The sequence below is a fragment of the Brevibacillus brevis genome, from assembly GCF_001039275.2.
GTDB lineage: Bacteria > Bacillota > Bacilli > Brevibacillales > Brevibacillaceae > Brevibacillus > Brevibacillus brevis_C.
In genome coordinates this window covers 6,010,480-6,029,613 of the sequence record NZ_CP030117.1, presented here as the reverse complement: position 1 = coordinate 6,029,613, position 19,134 = coordinate 6,010,480, and the positions used below count along the sequence as shown (strand labels likewise).

Genomic DNA, 19,134 nt, shown 5'->3' with positions numbered 1-19,134 from the left:
GAGATGAACAACAAGGCAGATCGGATCAAAAGAATGAAAGTACCCGCCCCAGTGGGACCGGGACTCGCCAGACGACTTCCGCCAGGACAAATCCTGACAGAGCGTTTTCCCATTTTGCATGAGGGAGACGTGCCCGTGTATGACATGAACGAATGGACGCTGCGCGTTTTCGGAGAGGTAGACCGGGAAGTAACGCTCACCTACGAAGAGATCATGACGATGCCGCAAGTGACAGTGACGAGCGACATTCACTGCGTGACGCGCTGGTCCCGTTTTGACAATGCATTTACAGGCGTGCGTTTTCGTGATTTTCTACAGGCGATTGGTGTGACCCCGCGAGCGAACTTTGTCATGCTGCACGGTGATCACGACTATACCGCCAATGTGCCGCTCGCTGATCTGGAGCGTGATGATGTACTGCTGGCGCACTCCTTTGATGGAGAGCGACTGACGGATAAGCACGGCTGGCCGCTTCGCCTGGTTGTTCCTCATCTATATTTCTGGAAAAGCGTGAAGTGGATCAGGGGAATTGAATTTATGACGGAAAACAAGCCCGGCTTCTGGGAGCAAAATGGCTTTCACCTAATCGCAGACCCGTTCCGCGAAGAGCGGTTCTCCGGTGAAGCGTTACCGATACCAGAGGATGAGTGGGAGAAAAAGGAGTTCGATTGAGATGTTGACGAATCTAAAGGTAGATCCAGAACAACTGCCAAAGCGCGTCATCGTATGCGGTGATCCAAAACGTGCAGCCTTGATTGCTTCGAAACTCGACGATCAGCGTCAAATCGGGGAAAACCGCGAGTATCACAGCTATGCGGGTATGTGGAAAGGTGTCGAGGTAGCAGTGGTAAGTCATGGTGTAGGTGCACCAGGAGCAGCCGTATGCTTCGAGGAGCTGGCGAAGGGCGGCGTTCAGGTCATTATTCGCGTAGGAACTGCCGGGTCATACCAAAAAGAAATCGAGACAGGCAGCCTCGTCATCAGCTCCGCAGCGGTTCGCCAAGACGGCTTGACCAGTCAGTTGGTTCCGGCGGGGTTCCCGGCTGTTGCCAATCGCCATGTCGTGGATGCGCTCGTACAAGCAGCGGGAGCAAACGCATCAGACTTGAAGGTATTCGAAGGAATCACGCTGACGCTCGATGTCTTTTACAGTGGAGTGTTGGAATTCCCGCACAAGCTATACCAAAAAGCAGGCGTTTTGGCAGTCGAGATGGAAAACACCGCCCTGTTCGTGATTGCGGCGCTTCGCGGATTGAAGGCAGGCTCGATATTGGCGATCGACGGGTATGCAGATGCAAACTTAATCGAATCGTATAACCCGCACACCGATGTGATGGCAAAAGCCATTGAGGCAGAAGCGTTGATTGCACTGGATGCAGTCATTGCCGTTTCCTAGTAAAAATAGGTACGCCCAGGACGTTTTAAAGGTTCTGGGCTTTTTTTGTAGTTTTAAAAGGCATCGATGAACCAATAAAAGCTGGTGAGAAGAAAAAGCACAGAGCTCGTAGACCTTGACAACGCCTACCCAGTCGGAACTTCAAAAAGGGGACCCGCTTGTCGAACACTTCTTCCTCGAGAAACTTCCGCCCGTAGGGTGGCTTTGGCTCGACGGTCCCCTTTTTGCAGTGTAGACGGCCAGTAAATCCCCCTTGCGGGCGTGTCAGAGTCGAAGAGAACTGTGCTTTTTCTTCTCCTCCCCTATGTTGACTCAAACAAAAACGATTATCCCTCATTAAAACGATCCAGCATCGAGATCGTATCAATCAAATGATTGTTAAAAATTTGTCTGGCCACACTCAATAGCTCGATGATCATCGGATCACGCAGCGAGTAGGTGACTTTGTTTCCGTCCTTCGTTCCGTACACGATATTGTTGTTCCGCAAAATAGCAAGCTGTTGGGAAACAGCCGAGCCTTCACTCCCGATGAGTGTCTGAAGCTCGTTTACATTCTTATCTCCTTCCGCCAGCAGCTCCAGAATCCGAATCCGCAGGGGATGTCCCAACGCCTTGAAAAAATTCGCTTTAAATTGCTGTAGTTCCAAATTCAATGACAGGTTCCTCCGATCGTAACATCATGTGGAAGTTTCAGTAGGAGCGGACAGGTGCGTGCATTCACGGAAGGCAAAATGCTTGCATCCGAGGCACTTCCCAGTATCCAGAAGACTGAGGGCATACGCTATCGCGTCTCCAGTATGAGTAAAAAAGTGTGCTTCGCCTACGAGGCCATATAACCCCGTACGCTGCAAGATTTTCTTGGGGCCAGATTGGATTCCAGAAATAAGGACTGTTGTCCCCTGGTCCATACCTTGTTTCACAATCCGGGACAAATTCGCTTCCCCGGTCATGTCCATCAGGGGGACTTTTCCCATCCGCAGCAGCAATACCTTTGGTTGTCGCTGAAGGGTTTGCGTGAGGGAGCTTTCAAACAAGTCGGCATCCCCGAAAAACAGCGGCCCCTCAATCGTGTAGATGCTGATTTGCGGGCAATCGTGATCCTCGGTAACCATATGCGGCATAACCTTGTCGTGCTTGGACGAGGGGTCAGGCAGCACCTGAGCTACCCGCAAGCTATCGCGCGTTCGTTTGACAAATAACAGGATAGACAGCACCAATCCCACTTCAATGGCGACGGTTAAATTGGTGAAAACGGTCAAAAGGAAGGTGAGCACCAGGACAAGAGAATCGCTCGTCTTCGCTTTTAGCATGTGGGCAAATTCCTTGCGCTCACTCATATTCCAGGCAACCAGCATCAAGATCGGCGCCATACTCGCCAACGGAATATGCGAGGCGTAAGGGGCGAACAGCACGAGGATGAGCAAAACAACCAGACCATGAATGATGCCAGACATGGGGGAGGTTGCCCCGGTTCGAATGTTGGTGGCTGTTCTCGCAATCGCGCCAGTAGCCGGAATTCCCCCAAATAACGGGGTCACGATGTTGGCAATTCCTTGGCCGATTAATTCCCGGTTGCTGTTGTGGCGACTGCGTGTCATCCCATCGGCGACGACAGCGGACAATAAAGACTCTATCGCTCCTAGTATAGCAATGATCAGGGCTGGACTCAGTAACTTTTGGACTCGTTCCCATGTGATTTCAGGAAAATGAAAGCCGGGTAATGTACTCGGTATCTCTCCAAAGGTGGAGCCAATCGTCGCTACCTTTCCTTCCAAAAAGAGGACGGAAACGATACTAGAGACTACGAGTCCAACGAGAGAGGCCGGTATGCTTCGGAGGAATCGAGGAGTCACCAAAATAAGGGCGAGACTCAAGAGAGCGATGGCTACGCTGTATACATGAATCGTGTTCAGATGAAGGAGAATTTCCCACATGTTGGACAAAAAATCCTCATGTCTTTGCAACTGCTCCAGGCCGAGAAAGTTGGCAATTTGACCGGAGAAGATGATAACGGCAATCCCCGAGGTGAATCCGATGATGACGGGGCGCGGAATGAATTTGATCAGCCCTCCCAGCCGTAGAACCCCCATGAGAACAAGGAGAATCCCTGCCATGAATCCGGCAAGGAGCAAGTCTGCATAACCGTATTGCATGACGATTGCAAATAAAATCGGGATAAAAGCGCCAGTAGGTCCTCCGATTTGAAAGCGGGAACCGCCAAAGAGAGAAATCAATATTCCGGCGATAATGGTCGTGTAAATCCCGTATTCAGGCTTTACTCCGGAGGCGATAGCAAATGCCATCCCCAATGGTATTGCGATAATGCCGACGATTAACCCTGATACACAGTCTTTTCGAAAGGAAACGAGATCGTAGCCTTCGAATCTTGGTGCCCACTTCATGATTGCAACCCTTCTCTTTTAGTATTTTCGAATATTTGATTATTTGAATATAGATGGATCATACATCCGCTCTTCCATTCCGTCAATTCCATCCTTACAGGAACTTTTCCGTTTATTAACATTCGCTTCAAGATTCCTTAACGCTCGTACAGTACCATTCAAAGTAACAAGTGAACACATCCCTTCGGTTGGAGCCATGGAGAAACCCCCGACAGCCTTTCCAAGCACTTTCATCGAGAGTTCTTTGGCATTGTCATGTCGCAGGGTTTTTTGTATTGGACATAAGGAGGCTAAAGCGAGTGAACCAGGAACAATTTCATGCAAGACTGGCACAGTACAAGCTAATCGCTTCCGTAAAAGAAGCGAAGTACCTGGAAAAAGCGGCAGAGGCAAATTTGAGTGCGGCGGTACTCTCGATTGGCAACATTGGTGTGATCAAAGGCTACGTGGATTATTTTAAGTCGAAAAATATCCCTGTATTTCTTCATTTGGAGCGGATTGGCGGAATCAGTCATGACCGGGAAGGCATCGCATTTCTGGCGCATTACGTCAAGCCAGACGGGATCGTCACTACGCGCAATACACTGGTCAAGCTGGCGAAAAAGCAAGGCCTGCTGACGATTCAGCGTTTGTTTTTGGTCGATAGCGACTCGATTAAATCAGGCCTGACTTCCCTCCAAGATACACAGCCTGACGCTGTTGAGCTGATGCCTGGTTTGCTGCCGGAGTTTATCGAAGAATTTCGAAGTGTGATCGATACCCCGATTATTTCTGGCGGGCTGATTCGCAAGCGGGAACAGATGGAGGAAGTATTAAAGCATGGAGCGACAGCTGTTTCAGTCGGTAGCCCCCTGCTGTGGAAGGAGTGTAAGAACCTTGATTCAAGCGTTGTTATTTGATTTGGATGGGACCTTGCTGGACAGTCGGGATGCGGTCGTGGATGCTGTTGCTTTTACTGCTGAGCAGTATGCACCGGGACATTTTAGCAGGGAAGAGCTGCTCGCGCGTTTTGGCGAATCGTTTGATGATTTTTTGGCGGCAGTTGCTACAGCAGCAGGCGTCCCTGACAAAAAGGAAGTGCTACAGAGATACTTCGCCTATGTGCGGGAGCATCATGAAGAACACGTCAAACTGTTTCCATTTGTTCGCGAAGGGTTGGAAAAGCTGAAGGCGGCGGGTTTCACGATGGCAATCGTCACGAACAAGCAACGGGAGTTTACATTGGCTGGTCTGGAGATGGCGGGGATTGAGCATCTGTTTGAGGCAATCGTCACCGTCGATGATGTATCACGAGGCAAGCCGTCGGCTGAGCCTGTACAAAAAGCTTTGGGAGCGCTGGGTAAAAGTCCCGAGCAAGCCATGATGATCGGTGACAGTCGCTATGATGTATTGGCTGCGGTAGGAGCAGGCGTGCAATCTGTCGTGCTGGAGTGGTACGGACAAGAGAAATGGCTCTACGCTTCTCCGGATTACCGCTACGCCGATTTCGAGACATTTGTTACGGAAATGCTTGCCGCAAAGGCACAAGGAGGGAAATAAAATCAGATGGCACGTGTGGTGTTGGAGAAGGTAACGAAAGCCTTTCAGAATCAAAGCGTGGTCAAAGGATTGGATTTGGTCATTCCAGACGGCTCCTTTACGGTTCTGGTAGGTCCGTCCGGCTGTGGGAAATCAACCACACTCAGGATGATCGCTGGCTTGGAAACAGTGACGGACGGCAAAATCATAATCGGTGATCAAACGGTGAACCAATTGCCACCTGGCAAGCGTGATATTGCGATGGTTTTTCAAAATTACGCCCTCTACCCAACCATGAACGTGTACGACAACATCGCCTATGGCTTGAGAAACCGTGGAACATCGAAAAAGGAATGTCAGGTGCTGGTAGAGGAGATCGCGGAAATCGTCGGGCTATCCGATTATCTCAAGCGCAAGCCTTCTCAGCTCTCCGGTGGTCAAAGGCAGCGTGTTGCACTCGCGCGGGCCATGGTGAAAAAGCCAAAGGTCTTCCTGATGGACGAACCGCTCTCCAATCTCGATGCGAAGCTGCGAAATCAGATGCGTGTGGAATTGACGAGCCTGCACAAGCAGCTCGGCAGCACCTTCATCTACGTGACACATGATCAGGTAGAGGCGATGACCATGGGCGATCAGATCGTCGTCATGAATGACGGACACATTATGCAAGTAGCGACCCCGATGGATTTGTATCAGGAGCCGGAAAATCTGTTTGTTGCCCAATTTATCGGTTCTCCGCCGATGAATATTGTTTCTGCGGAGGGCAAGAGTGAGCACGTATGGGGATTCCGCCCGGAAAAAGCAGTGTTGTTGCCTGTTGGTGTCTCTGCCATTACGAGCGAAGAGATGTGGAACGCACGAGGTCAGGTCGTATCCAGAGAAATCCTCGGCTCAGACACGCTCCTTCATGTAGAGACGGAAAAAGGCAGGGTCATCGTCAAAGCCGACTCGGAGGTAGCGATGCAGGTCGGCTCCTCGGTCACGGTCACTGTACCGTGGGAGTACATCTATGTGTTCGAAAAAGGGAGCGGGAAACGAGTGGGGCGCATGAGTGGACGAGAGCCTGTATCGACACGTGCAGGAGGGGATAGCTGATGCGAAAAGCGGCAACTGTACAGGAGTTGCCGGGTGTAAGCCAGTCGAAAACAGCAGTGCGTTCACAGACATTTGTATGGTCTGACCTCGCATCCCGACTGCGTCCGTACTTGTATCTGGCACCCGCATTGATTTGCTTTGTCCTGTTCTTCTTTTACCCGATTGGCTCGATCATTTATTTGAGCTTTCAGGACTGGTCATTGATCAATTTGGAGCAAATGGAATGGGTAGGCTTGCAAAACTATCAGGACTTGATGGTAGACGGAGATTTTCATCAAGTATTGGGAAATACCGCGGTCTTTACGATTGCGACAGTGGGGATCGGCTTGACACTATCCTTTCTGCTCGCCCTCTGGCTGAACAAAAAGGCAAAGGTGTACGGCATTATTCAGGCAACTGTTTTCAGTCCTCACATCATTTCGCTGGTATCTGTCTCGATGCTGTGGATGTGGCTGATGGACCCGCAGTTTGGCTTGTTGAACGCAGGACTGGAAGCGGTCGGATTGCCTGCGTATACGTGGCTGACTGACCCAAAAAGCTCCTTATTATCACTGATTATCGTCAGCATTTGGAAAGGTGTCGGCTATAACACGCTCATATTCATCGCAGGACTGCAAAGCATTCCGGGCGATATATACGAGGCAGCAGCGCTCGATCAATCGCCGTGGTGGCGAACGCTGAGACGGATTACGATACCGATGCTGTCACCGACGATTTTCTTTTTGCTCATTATCAATACGATCTCATCCTTTCAAGCGTTTGACACGATTGCCATTATGACGCAGGGTGGTCCAATCAATAGTACAAACATGCTTGTCTACTACATTTACGAGCAGGGCATGGACTTCTACAATGGCGGGATTGCTTCGGCTGCCTCTGTCATTTTGCTGATACTGGTAGGGATTTTAACAGCTTTGCATTTCCTGGTGATGTCCAAGCGCGTGCATTATCGCTGATGAACTCGTGAGAAAGGAGGAGCAGCATGTATCGAGTGGTTTTGGCTTCACGCAAGACCGTGGAATGGATTGGACTTTTGATCGTGGCTTTCCTGTTTGTGTTCCCGTTTCTGTGGATGGCATCGACGGCTTTCAAAACGATGCCAGAGGTTCGGCAATTTCCCCCGACGCTTTTGCCTGAGACGTGGGAGTGGAGCAACTTCGCCCAAGCGTGGGAATCAGGTCCGTTCCTTATGTATACGTGGAACAGCATTCTGGTGGCGGTAGGGATTTTGGTCCTGCAATTTTTGACGGCGGTGCCTGCGGCTTACGCTTTCGCACGCTACAAGTTTCCCGGTCGCAATCTGTTGTTTGGTCTTGTCTTGATTGTCTTGATGATTCCCGGACAAGTCATCTTTTTGCCGATTTACGTGCAATTGAGTGGCTGGGGGCTCGTCAACACGCTATGGTCGCTCATCCTGCCGTACGCAGCCAGTGCTTTCGGAATCTTCCTGCTCAGGCAAGCATTCATGCAGGTGCCCGATGAAGTGATCGAGGCAGCACGTCTGGATAACGCGTCCGAATGGAAGATCATGTGGACAATCATGGTCCCGATGGCGAAGCCAGTGCTGGTCACTTTCGGACTATTCAGCTTTATTTACCACTGGAACGACTATTTCTGGCCGCTGATTATGACCAACAGCGACGAGGTACGCACCTTGCCGATCGGAATATCCAGCTTGCACATGTCCGACGGCGGAACCTTGTGGAACGTCATGATGGCGGGCAACATGATTCTTATTCTACCGATTCTCGTGATTTTCTTCGTGGCACAACGGCATATTATCAAAGCGTTCATCTATCAATCCAAATAATAAAAGGAAGTCAAATTATTGGATCACAATAGGGAGGAAATCAAACCATGTTTTCATTGAAAAAGACTGGAACGATTCTATGTGCATTGACTATCGGTTTGTCAGGTGTGTTGGCTGGATGCGGATCATCTGGTAAAGAACAGTCTACGAGTATAGGCAGCACTTCTCAGCCAGCAGCGTCTACAGAATCCAGCGGCCCTGTCCAAATTGATTTCTGGTATGCGTTGGGTGGCGTTCGTGGGAAAACCATCGAGGATATGGTCAAAAAATTCAATGAAACACATAAAGATATTATCGTCAAACCAGCCTACCAAGGTGCGTATCAAGAGAACCACTCCAAGGTACTGGCATCTGTAGCAGCGGGCAACAATCCAGATGTCACGATGGTCGAGATCGCTTCGATCGCAGCATTTGCGGATGCAAAGGTTTTGGAAGATTTGACGCCATACTCGCAAGGGGATGAAAAGAAGTACATTCCAGGTCTCATGAAAAACTCTTATTGGAATGACAAGCTGTACGCAGTGCCATTTAACCGCTCCACCCCACTGTTGTACATCAACCGCGATATGTTAAAAGAAGCAGGACTTGATTCAAACGGTCCGAAAACATGGGATGAGCTCGTCAGCTTCTCGCAAAAGCTGAGCAAAAAAGAAGGAGACAAAATTACCCGGTACGGCTTCTCGACGCCTGTTGATATCTGGTTCTACGAAGCGCTTGTTTTCCAAGGCGGAGGTAACATCCTGAGTGAGAACGGCAAGGAGCTGACAATCAACAACGAAGCAGGAAAAGCACCGCTTGAGCTCTGGTCCAAAATGGTGAAGGAAGGCATTATGAAAAACCCTCCAGGAGAGAACTACAATGCGTGGGATGTAGCGGAGCAAGACTTCCTGAATCAAAAAGTGGGCATGATTTTCACCTCGACAGGTTCCTTGACGGAATTGAAGAAAAATGCCAAATTTGACATGGGTGCAGCTTTCTTGCCAGCCAATAAAACGTTTGGTACGCCAACGGGCGGCGCGAATCTCGTGATGCTGGCAAAGTCGACCGATGCAGAGAAAAAAGCAGCGTGGGAGTTCATGAAGTGGATGACCGATACCGAGCAAACGGTTCCGTGGTCAATCGCTTCCGGTTATATGCCTGTCACGACAGAAGCCATTGATTCGGCTGAAATGAAGGCATTCTACGAAAAAGAGCCAAACTTCAAGGTCGCGGTAGATCAACTGCAATACGGCTATCCACGTCCAATGGCTCCAGGCTACAAAGAATTGCAGGATGTGATCCAAAAAGAATTGCAGCGTGCGATGCTTGGCCAAGCGACTGTTGATGAAGCGATGCAGACGGCAACGGAAAAAGGCAGCAAGCTTTTGAAGAAATAACAGAAACGAAATGATAGAGGAGCTGGCGAAATGAACATTTGTATGGCACATCGCGGGTGGTCAGGTAAAGCCCCGGAGAATACAATGACAGCGATTCGACTGGCTTTGGCAGAGCCAGCTATCAAAGCAATGGAAATTGATGTTCAACTGACGCGTGACGGTGTTCCGGTGCTGATTCATGACTTTACGCTGGAACGCACGACGAATGGCCGCGGTCTGGTCATGGATCATACCTTGGCCGAGCTGCGTGAGCTGGATGCAGGTAGCTGGTTTGGTGACAAGTTTGCGGGCGAAAAAATCCCTACACTAGAGGAAGTGCTGATCGCAGTAAAAGGTCGCTGCACGCTAAATATCGAGTTGAAAGCAACGAGTGACATGTACCCGGGTATCGCTGAAAAGGTGCTCTCGCTTGTAGAAAGGCATGGAATGAAGCAAGAGGTGCACCTGACTTCATTTGACCACGATTTGATCCGTCACGTCCGCACACTCGATCAAGAAGTGGAGACAGGCCTAATTGTTTATGGCCGCCCTGTACTCATGCTGGAACAGATGGAGGCAGCAGGTGCTACGATCCTCTCCATGGGATATCCGTTTCTGAATCGTGAGCTAACAGTAGCCGCGATTGAAAAAGGCTTCAAAGTCATCGCGTGGACGCTGGATGATCCGAAGCATATCCGTGAAGTCATTTCGTGGCATCCCGAGATTCAAATTTGCACGAACCATCCTGACCGGATGTGGGAGTTTGTGTAAGCGCAAGTAGGAAAGAGCCGCCGAGCAGTATGCCAGGCGGCTTTCTTTCTTTTCGTTAATTGGACTATATCTTGAATTTACTTACATGAGATTGCAGTTCTTCGGCTATTTTTGCCAGGGAAGAAGCTGATGAACTGACTTCTTCCATAGCTGCCAGTTGTTCTTCTGTGGCGGCCGACACGCTTTGTGTTCCGTCAGCAGAATTCTCCGCTACTTCTTCAATGACACTGACCAATTCTACCACCTGCTTGGTGCCCAAAGACATTTGCTCAGAATAAGCCTTTACTTCTTGAATTTGGCTTGCCACCTGCGTGACAGCATCTTGGATCTGTTCGAAGGACTTGCCTGCATGGTTAACGACCGTAAGTCCAGTGGCGACCTCTTGGGTGCCCTGCTCCATCGAAAGGACAGCCTGGTTGGATTCGAGCTGAATCGTCGTAATCAACAGTTTGATCTGTTGCGCTGATTGTGCGGACTGCTCAGCCAATTTGCGCACTTCGTCTGCCACCACGGCGAATCCGCGCCCCTGTTCACCAGCTCTCGCCGCTTCAATAGCTGCGTTAAGCGCTAACAGATTTGTTTGTTCAGCTATGGCGGTGATGACTTGGACGATTTGCCCGATTTCCTGCGAGCTGTTCCCTAATCGTTTAACGATATCGGCAATGTTACCGACAGTGCTCTCGATCGACTGCATCTGGCTGATAACGACCTGAAGGGCCTGATTGCCTTCCACTGCAATTTGGGAAGCGTCCAAAGCTGATTCGGCAGCTTGCTGTGCATTCGTGGCAACCTGCTGAGCCCCTGTCGATACGCCTTGAATTGCGGTGACACTATCCTCTACACTCTTCACTTGCTTTTCCGCACCGTACGCTACTTCCTGAATCGTGATTGCAATTTGCTCGGTAGCCTTGCTCGTATGGTCGGCGTTGACCGACAATTCCTCTGCTGAAGAAGCAAGATCTGAAGCTGTATCATTTACTTGTTGAATAATCGTTCGCAGGTTGAGCACCATTGTGTTTACGGATTGGGATAGCTGTCCAACCTCATCCCTGGTTCGAATTTGCAAGGGTTGTACAGTCAGTTCACCCTCGGAAATGCGATTAGCCACAGAGGCAACTGCCGCAATAGGGCGTGAGATTTGCAGGGAAACAGCGTATGCGATTGCGATCACAACAGCAACAACAGCGATGACAATGATCGTAACCATGGTGGTAACGGATGAAACCGCAGACGTTATGGATTCGACAGGGATATGCAGATACAAACCAAAGTTGGTCTTGGGAATGGGGGAATAGGTGACAACGTATTCCTTGCCGTTGTCCGAGTAGCTGTATGAGCCCTTTTCTGTTTTTCCTGATGTAAGGATTTCCTGTAATGGTTGCGGCAGAGCGGATTCCTCAAGCGGTTTTCCGATCAGATCCTCGGTAGGATGGTACTGAATCTGGTCCTTGTTATCAACGAGAATCGGATAACCATCGTTGCCTACTTTCAAATCTTTGAGAAATGTAGCTGTGAAGTCATCTACATTGACGAGCCCGGTCAAAACACCAAGCTTCTCATTGTTTTTCGCTTTTACAGGGGAAGCGACGATGATAGAGCGATTGCCGGTTGTTTTCGCAACAAGAACATCGGAGAAGCTGGACTTGTCCTGCATACCGTCTTTGAAGAATTGGCGCTCGGCAAGATTGATTCCAACGCTTTTGGGGAACGTATCAGCCGTTACTTTTCCATCGCTTGCGATAAACGTATTTCCGTCATACAGTTTCATTTCCTCGGTAAACTTGCGGATGAATTCATTTTTTGCCGCTGCATCATCGGATTGAATATCCGCGGTACGGGCTAAAATCTGAATTTCTGTCATACGCCGATCCAGATATTGATCCATAGCTATGGCTGTACTAGAAGTAAGGTCAACATAGGATGATTTTTGTTTATCAATCAGAATGGATGAAAAGCTGCTCGTGATAAACAACGAAACGGCAGTAAGTGGAATGACGGCCACGACGAGAAACCAAAGAATCATTTTGTTCCTGAGCTTGTTGAACAAAAACATAGGGTTTTTCCACTCCTAATCCGTGATTGCGAAATAGAAACAGGTAGACTGCTGAGATTTACTCAGCAGTCTGACAAAATATCAATATCCCATTGCAGCGCCTTCACCGCGAGGGTCAGCACCGCCAAATTTTACATTGGTTTGCGGGTCAATCAGGATTGCGCCGGACTGTCCCATCGTATCGGTATAGGCTGCTTCCAGCTTTTCTACTGGATGCCCACGTTTAATCAACTCGTCCAGGACTTCTTGAGGGATGCGGCTTTCCACCTTTAGATTGTTGGAAGAAGATCCCCAGTTGCGTCCATGCAGCCATCTCGGCGCTTCGATTGCGTCTTGCACGCTGAAACCAAAGTCGATGATACGCGTGACGAGAGCGGCTTGCGTTTGCGGCTGTCCTTCTCCCCCTTGTGTTCCGTAGAGAAGATAAGGCTTGTCCCCTTTAAAGAGCATAGCTGGGTTAATTGTGTGGAAGGTGCGTTTTCCTGGTTCCAAGTGATTGATGTGTTTAGGGTCCAAAGAGAAATAGCTTCCGCGGTTTTGCATAAGGATGCCCGTATCTTTCGCTACGATGCCGGAACCCCAGTCAAAATAGTGACTCTGAATGATGGACACTGCATTTCCATCTTTGTCGACGATCCCGAACCAGGTTGTATCTCCTTTTGGATCAAGCGGTTCTACGGATTTGGCGGCTTGCTTCATATCAATGCGCGCAGCTAAATCTTTCCCGTGCTGCTTGGACAACAGTTCATCCACAGGGATATCCACAAAGGCAGGGTCAGTCAGCCATTTGTCGCGGTCAGCAAAAGACTGTTTGGTAGCTTCTACAATCGTGTGATAGTAATCGGGTGTTCCTTCACCCATGCTCTTGAGGTCAAAGTTATTCAAAACATTAAGAATAGAGAGCGATGCCATGCCTTGGGAGTTAGGCGGAACATTGTACGCTTTGTAACCGCGGTAGTCTACCGAAATTGGATCTGCCCAAGTGGAGGTGTGCTTCTCAAAATCTTTCAACGTGAGCAATCCACCGTTGGCTTGCATGTCTGCTACGATTTTTTTAGCAACTTCTCCTTTATAAAAACCGTCAGCGCCTTTTTTTGCAATGATTCGCAAAGTATTGGCAAGATCCTTTTGTTTGAGAATTTCGCCTGCTGCATAAGGATCGCCGTTTGGCTTCAGGAATGTTTTACGGAATCCATCAAAACGTTGAAGGTTTTTCAAGTCATTGTCAGTTGGATCTGTCGCGTATTTCGTCCAATATACTTGGTTAGGGGTGACTGGATATCCATTCTCTGCGTATCCAATGGCAGGCTCCAGCAGTCTGTTCCATTGAAGCTTACTGTTGCCCATGCTTTTATGGGCGTAGTTGTACGCCTCCCACCAGCCGGAGACGACACCAGGGACAGTGTTTGCCGATTCATAACCGCGGGACGGGATTTTTTCGTAGCCTTTGTTTTTGTAATAGTCGATGGTTGCCTTTTCGCCTGCGCGACCACTGCCGTTCAGCGCCTTCAGCTCTTTGGTTTTGGCATTGTAGATGAGCCAGAAGTTATCTCCACCAATGGATGTGTAATGAGGATAGACGACAGCTAATGTGGAAGCGGCTGTAATAGCAGCATCTACTGCATTTCCACCGTCTTCCAATGTTTTTAGGGCCGCAGCCGTAGCCAGATAGTGAGGAGTCGTCACCATTGCGTTCGGTGACATCGATGTTGGACGGTTAGCAGCTTGTACCCCAGAGAATGTTGATAGCCCGATGACAGCAGTCAGCGCGACGGTCGAGAGTTTCTTCCAGAATGACATTCCTATGAAACCTCCTTCATGATGAATAAAATAATGTTTTCATTAAACCGGCTATCCGCTGTTGCCTCACCTCCTTTAAAAGTTAAAAATACACAATCATACAAAAATAGACAAAAATAGACATTGTGAGCGCAAAAAAAGACCAATGATATAGGATCATTGGTCTCGTCCTACATCAATACTTCGGTAGCTGGCAAGCGTGTCCGCTGTTACGGAGGTAGCCCCTATAGCTTTGCGTCGCCGGATTTCCCCGGGTATGCCGTTTCGATATCAATGGTTAAAGTAGAAAATTGACACATAAACTGATTCGATCGTTGTGGGAAAATGTTCCTAAAACTCCGTTTGCCAATAATATAGACTATTTACCATTTGTGGTAAATAAGAAAAATTATTTTCATCCAGAAAAATAGTCAGGAATGCTATGAGGAAGGTTGTTTTTCGCAGACATTCACACACCTCCTGGGGCTGAACTGCTTATGATGATAAAAAGGCACATTCGCCAAGGAGTGAAACAAAGACCATGATGCATCCCGATACAGAATTGCGCTATATCAACGATGAGATCGGGTACGGTGTGTTTGCGACAAGGTTTATCCCAAAAGGAACGATTGTATGGGCACAGGATAATTTGGACCAGGTATTGGACCCGGGATTTGTGGAAAGACTTGATTCATTACGAAAACAGGACGTACAAAAATATTCGTTCAAGAACCAGTTCGGAAAGTACATTCTTTGTTGGGATAAGGCAAGGTACGTGAACCACAGCTTTCATGCGAATTGCGTGCCGACCATGTATGATATGGAATTGGCTGCACGGGATATTCAGCCGGGTGAAGAGTTGACTGATGATTATGGAACGTTAAATCTGGATGAACCTTTTGATTGTTTGCCCGAGTCCGACACGGAACGCTCCCGCGTAATGCCCGATGACTTGCTTCGATATTACCCGCAGTGGGATCGGATTGCTGCGGAAGCCTTCCAACGTTTCAATCATGTTGAACAGCCTTTGCTGCATCTGATTTCCCCGAAGCATCTCGAAACGATTCGTGGGATCACGGAGCAGCGCGTTGCCATTGATTCTGTCATTCATCTGTATTGCAGGTCACAATGGCAAACGAGGCAGCAATGGAAGACGTGAGCGGGTCGGTCAACGACCCGATTTTGTTGAACTCTGGGTAGAGAATCAGTATTATGGAATGTAAAGGTGAAGTGAAAGGTTGATTTCATTGGAAAACAAGGTAGCGGCATCCAATTTTATCCGCAATATCATGATTGATGACTTGCAAGAGGGCAAAGTAAAGGAAATCATTACCCGCTTTCCCCCAGAACCGAACGGGTATCTTCATATTGGACATGCAAAAGCAATCTGCCTCAACTTTGAGTTGGCACGTGAATTTTCTGGCAAGGCCAACCTTCGATTTGACGATACCAACCCGGTAAAGGAAGACATCGAATACGTAGAGGCCATCAAAAGGGACGTTCAATGGCTTGGCTTCGAATGGGACGGGCTGTTTTTTGCATCTGATTACTTTGAAGAGATGTACAACCGGGCGGTGCTGTTGATTAAAAAAGGTCTGGCTTATGTAGACGATCTGTCTCCCGAAGAAATGCGTAAAATGCGTGGGACATGGACAGAGCCTGGCACAGATAGTCCGTTCCGCAACCGATCTGTGGAGGAAAACCTGGACCTGTTTGCACGGATGCGCCAAGGGGAATTCAAGGACGGAGAAAAGGTGCTGCGTGCGAAAATCGATATGGCTTCTCAGAACTTCAACATGCGTGATCCGGTTCTGTATCGGATCTCCCATGCAACGCATCACAACACGGGCGACAAATGGTGCATCTATCCGATGTACGACTTCGCTCATCCGTTGGAGGATGCCATTGAGGGCGTGACACACTCCCTGTGCTCACTGGAATTCGAAGATCATCGTCCGTTGTATGACTGGGTAGTCCGCGAGTGCGAAATGGAGAAGGTACCACGCCAGTACGAATTTGCTCGCTTGAATCTGACCAATACCGTTATGAGTAAACGCAAGCTGAAACAGCTTGTCGATGAGAATGTAGTAGACGGATGGGATGACCCGCGTATGCCAACCATCGCAGGCTTCCGTCGTCGTGGCTATACACCGGAAGCAATTCGTACATTCGCTCGTGAAGTAGGGGTAGCGCGCGCTAACAGCACGGTTGACGAAAAAATGCTGGAGTATTTCATCCGTGAGGACCTGAAGCTGAAGGCACCACGTACGATGGCTGTTTTGAATCCGTTGAAGGTCGTCATCACGAATTATCCGGAAGGACAAGTCGAGATGCTCGAAGCGGAGATCAATCCAGAGAACCCGGAAATGGGCAATCGTGAAATTCCGTTCTCCCGCGAAATCTACATTGAGCAGGACGACTTCATGGAAAACCCGCCGAGCAAGTATTTCCGCCTGTTCCCGGGAAATGAAGTGCGTCTGAAGCACGCGTACTTCATTAAATGCAATGACGTTGTGAAGGATGCAGATGGCAACGTGATCGAGATTCATTGCACGTATGACCCTGAGACGAAGAGCGGCAGCGGTTTTACAGGTCGTAAGGTAAAAGGTACAATTCACTGGGTAGATGCAACCAATGCGGTTCCTGCTGAATTCCGTTTGTACGAGCCATTGATTATGGATGAGGAAGACGCAGAGGGTACTTTCCTCGACAACGTTAACCCGAATTCGTTGGAAGTGCTGCAAGGCTATGTGGAGCCAAATATGAAAGAAACCAAGCCACAAGACAAGTATCAATTTTTCCGTCATGGCTATTTCAATGTCGATCCGAAGCATACGACAGATGATAAGCTCGTATTCAACCGGATTGTATCGTTGAAGAGTTCCTTTGAACTGCCAAAAGCCTAGGAATTACTTATAGAAATCAAGCGCTGCTGTGCATGGAGAACCCGTGTGCAGTAGCGCTTTTTTCTTTCGTGATTATAAATCAACGTGTATAATTATTCTGTTACATAAAGGGGGACAGGTAGTGAACGGGAGAGCAGAACTAACACGTAGTTTGAAGTTGCGGCATATTGTCGTAATTGGACTGGGCTACATGGCCCCGATGGCCGTTTTTGACACCTTTGGCATTGTTTCTGGAGAAACGGGGGGGCACGTTCCTGCTGCTTATGCAGTCACACTTCTTGCGATCCTGTTTACGGCGGCAAGCTACGGAAAGATGGTACGGCTATTCCCTTCAGCAGGGACCGCGTATACGTATACGCAACAAACGATTCATCCCTATGCAGGATTTTTGGTAGGCTGGGCGTCTTTGCTGGATTATTTGTTTTTACCGATGATTAACGCCTTGTTGACGGGAGTATACCTATCATCTGTGTTTCCTGACGTGTCGACAGCGTGGTGGATTATTGGCTTCATTGTATTGGTGACGGGGTTAAACGTATTTCGCGTAACGGTAACCGCATCCGTTAACTCGTTTCTGGTACTGTTTCAAGTCGTGGTCGTCGTGTTGTTTGCGGGATTGGCAATCCGTGGCCTTATGCAAGGTGACGGGCTTGGGCAAGTATTCAACCTGCGGCCATTTGTGTCACCGGATATGTCTGTCATTGCCCTGCTTTCAGGTGCGTCGATTCTTTGCTTTTCCTTCCTTGGCTTTGATGCCGTAACCACGCTAACGGAGGAAACCGTCGATGCGAAAAAGACGATTCCTCGCGGGATTATGCTCGTAGCACTCGCAGGAGGAGCGTTATTTATTACAGCATCTTATTTCATGCAATCATTATTTCCTGATGTTTCGGTATTGTCTGATCCAGAAGCAGCCTCTGCGGAGATTGCTTTGTTTATTGGTGGGACGATCTTTCAATTGGTGTTTTTAGCGGCAGCGTTGTCTTCGACACTGGCATCCGGGCTCGTATCTGTCACGAGCGTAACGCGCTTATTGTACGCAATGGGAAGAGATGGATTTTTGCCGCAACGATGGTTCGGTTATGTTCATCCGAAGCTGAGAACTCCATTGCTTAACGTCTTGCTGGTCGGAGTGTTGATGCTGTTCGCTCTGTACATGGATTTGCTAACCGCCACGTCCTTTATTAACTTCGGTGCGCTGATCGCCTTTAGCTTTGTAAACATCAGTGTAATAGCGTACTATTTCCGCAAACAAAAGAACAAGCATATCAAGGATTGGTGGGGCTTCGTGTTGTCTCCACTCATCGGGACAACGTTCATCGCCTTTTTGTGGGTCAACCTGGAAGCAACGTCCATGATGCTCGGCTTGCTCTGGACCTTTGTTGGCTTGATCTATTTGTTGTATTTGGTGAAGGTCAAGAAAACCAATTTGGAAATAGTGAGGTTTGAGGAGTAGAGGGGAGTGGCTGTAGTGGGGAAGAAGTGTATTTCCAGTCTACGCTTCGGCCTACGCCCCGCGAGGGGGAATTGACTGTCCGCTCCGAAATAAATGGCGGGAGCGCTTCAAACGTAGAAGTTTCGAGGAGGCATTTCATAAGTGAAGCTGAAATTCCCCGCCATTCATTCCTACGCTAAGCTGGGCTCCAGAGGCGCTTGGACTGAAAATGCACTTCTTCTCACGTGGCTTTGGTAACAATATTTGAAAGTGAATTCAGGAGGGAGAGAGAATCATGACTCTCTCTTTTTTATTTTGATTCTCCCTAATTAAAGCAGGGGAAAAGCAAACAGCTCGCAGAGGAAACAGGAGAAAACAGCGAAACACGCCTTTAAGCGTCCACCTCTGAAACACATCCTGAACCGACCACTTTGGACGCGGTTTCGCTTTTTGCATGGAGTCGGGCAGTCAATCCCCCCAGGGGGTGGCCCTAGAAGCTGAGCGTTTTCTCCTGTTTCCTCTCCACCACTACAGCCAGAACCAATGGTTTTACCCACCCTCTTCTAGACGATCCAGTAAAGAGAGAGTAAACTGGCTACAGGAATATTCCAAAC

General features: G+C 48.8%; 16 protein-coding genes and 1 riboswitch. Of the genes, 12 read left to right on the top strand and 4 right to left on the bottom strand.

Features of this window, described 5'->3' with window-relative positions:
• The first annotated feature begins 3 nt into the window (after positions 1 to 3).
• Positions 4 to 672, top strand: a complete 669-nt coding sequence (locus tag AB432_RS28615) for a sulfite oxidase-like oxidoreductase (protein ID WP_048035185.1) — start codon at positions 4 to 6, stop codon at positions 670 to 672.
• A gap of 1 nt (position 673) precedes the next feature.
• Positions 674 to 1,396, top strand: coding sequence for a nucleoside phosphorylase (locus AB432_RS28610; RefSeq protein ID WP_048035184.1), 723 nt, complete (start codon positions 674 to 676; stop codon positions 1,394 to 1,396).
• A 326-nt stretch (positions 1,397 to 1,722) separates the two neighbouring features.
• Here the strand turns inward: AB432_RS28610 and AB432_RS28600 are convergent, their stop codons facing one another.
• On the bottom strand, positions 1,723 to 2,049 hold the full coding sequence (locus AB432_RS28600) for an ArsR/SmtB family transcription factor (protein ID WP_048035183.1): 327 nt from the start codon (positions 2,047 to 2,049) through the stop codon (positions 1,723 to 1,725).
• A 24-nt stretch (positions 2,050 to 2,073) separates the two neighbouring features.
• The gene (locus AB432_RS28595) at positions 2,074 to 3,798 is read right to left on the bottom strand and encodes a SulP family inorganic anion transporter (protein WP_048035182.1); all 1,725 of its coding nucleotides are present in this window, start codon (positions 3,796 to 3,798) and stop codon (positions 2,074 to 2,076) included.
• Between the two features lie 299 nt (positions 3,799 to 4,097).
• On the opposite strand from AB432_RS28595, the gene AB432_RS28590 reads away from it, so the two are divergent.
• From AB432_RS28590 to AB432_RS28560, 7 genes are read left to right on the top strand one after another with little or no spacing between them, the layout of a single operon-like run.
• Positions 4,098 to 4,697: a glycerol-3-phosphate responsive antiterminator gene (locus AB432_RS28590; protein ID WP_048035181.1), complete on the top strand. Its 600-nt coding sequence runs from the start codon at positions 4,098 to 4,100 to the stop codon at positions 4,695 to 4,697.
• Positions 4,675 to 5,337, top strand: coding sequence for an HAD family hydrolase (locus AB432_RS28585; RefSeq protein ID WP_048035180.1), 663 nt, complete (start codon positions 4,675 to 4,677; stop codon positions 5,335 to 5,337). Before AB432_RS28590 ends, AB432_RS28585 begins: the two co-directional genes overlap by 23 nt.
• A gap of 6 nt (positions 5,338 to 5,343) precedes the next feature.
• Positions 5,344 to 6,411, top strand: coding sequence for an ABC transporter ATP-binding protein (locus AB432_RS28580; protein WP_048035179.1), 1,068 nt, complete (start codon positions 5,344 to 5,346; stop codon positions 6,409 to 6,411).
• Positions 6,411 to 7,367 carry a carbohydrate ABC transporter permease gene (locus AB432_RS28575; protein ID WP_048035178.1) on the top strand — a complete coding sequence of 319 codons (957 nt, stop codon included), beginning with the start codon at positions 6,411 to 6,413 and terminating at the stop codon, positions 7,365 to 7,367. The genes AB432_RS28580 and AB432_RS28575 overlap by 1 nt, the downstream gene beginning before the upstream one ends.
• A gap of 26 nt (positions 7,368 to 7,393) precedes the next feature.
• Positions 7,394 to 8,221, top strand: a complete 828-nt coding sequence (locus tag AB432_RS28570; RefSeq protein ID WP_048035177.1) for a carbohydrate ABC transporter permease — start codon at positions 7,394 to 7,396, stop codon at positions 8,219 to 8,221.
• Between the two features lie 47 nt (positions 8,222 to 8,268).
• Positions 8,269 to 9,597, top strand: a complete 1,329-nt coding sequence (locus tag AB432_RS28565) for an ABC transporter substrate-binding protein (RefSeq protein WP_048035176.1) — start codon at positions 8,269 to 8,271, stop codon at positions 9,595 to 9,597.
• Positions 9,598 to 9,627: 30 nt separating this feature from the next.
• Positions 9,628 to 10,347, top strand: coding sequence for a glycerophosphodiester phosphodiesterase (locus AB432_RS28560; RefSeq protein ID WP_048035175.1), 720 nt, complete (start codon positions 9,628 to 9,630; stop codon positions 10,345 to 10,347).
• Between the two features lie 64 nt (positions 10,348 to 10,411).
• Here the strand turns inward: AB432_RS28560 and AB432_RS28555 are convergent, their stop codons facing one another.
• Together AB432_RS28555 and ggt are read right to left on the bottom strand one after the other, a co-directional pair.
• A complete protein-coding gene (locus tag AB432_RS28555) occupies positions 10,412 to 12,400 on the bottom strand; it encodes a methyl-accepting chemotaxis protein (RefSeq protein WP_048035174.1) in 1,989 nt (662 codons plus the stop codon).
• 81 nt (positions 12,401 to 12,481) lie between these two features.
• Entirely contained in the window at positions 12,482 to 14,200 is a 1,719-nt protein-coding gene (gene ggt / locus AB432_RS28550) for a gamma-glutamyltransferase (protein WP_048035173.1), read from the bottom strand.
• 182 nt (positions 14,201 to 14,382) lie between these two features.
• A riboswitch (cyclic di-GMP riboswitch) is annotated at positions 14,383 to 14,471 on the bottom strand.
• A 249-nt stretch (positions 14,472 to 14,720) separates the two neighbouring features.
• Between ggt and AB432_RS28545 the strand changes: the two genes are divergently transcribed.
• The 3 genes from AB432_RS28545 (at position 14,721) to AB432_RS28535 (ending at position 18,541) form a co-directional block, all read left to right on the top strand.
• On the top strand, positions 14,721 to 15,338 hold the full coding sequence (locus AB432_RS28545) for an SET domain-containing protein (RefSeq protein WP_048035172.1): 618 nt from the start codon (positions 14,721 to 14,723) through the stop codon (positions 15,336 to 15,338).
• A 79-nt stretch (positions 15,339 to 15,417) separates the two neighbouring features.
• Entirely contained in the window at positions 15,418 to 17,085 is a 1,668-nt protein-coding gene (locus tag AB432_RS28540; protein WP_048035171.1) for a glutamine--tRNA ligase/YqeY domain fusion protein, read from the top strand.
• Between the two features lie 121 nt (positions 17,086 to 17,206).
• Positions 17,207 to 18,541, top strand: a complete 1,335-nt coding sequence (locus AB432_RS28535; protein ID WP_048035170.1) for an APC family permease — start codon at positions 17,207 to 17,209, stop codon at positions 18,539 to 18,541.
• The last annotated feature ends 593 nt before the right edge of the window (positions 18,542 to 19,134 follow it).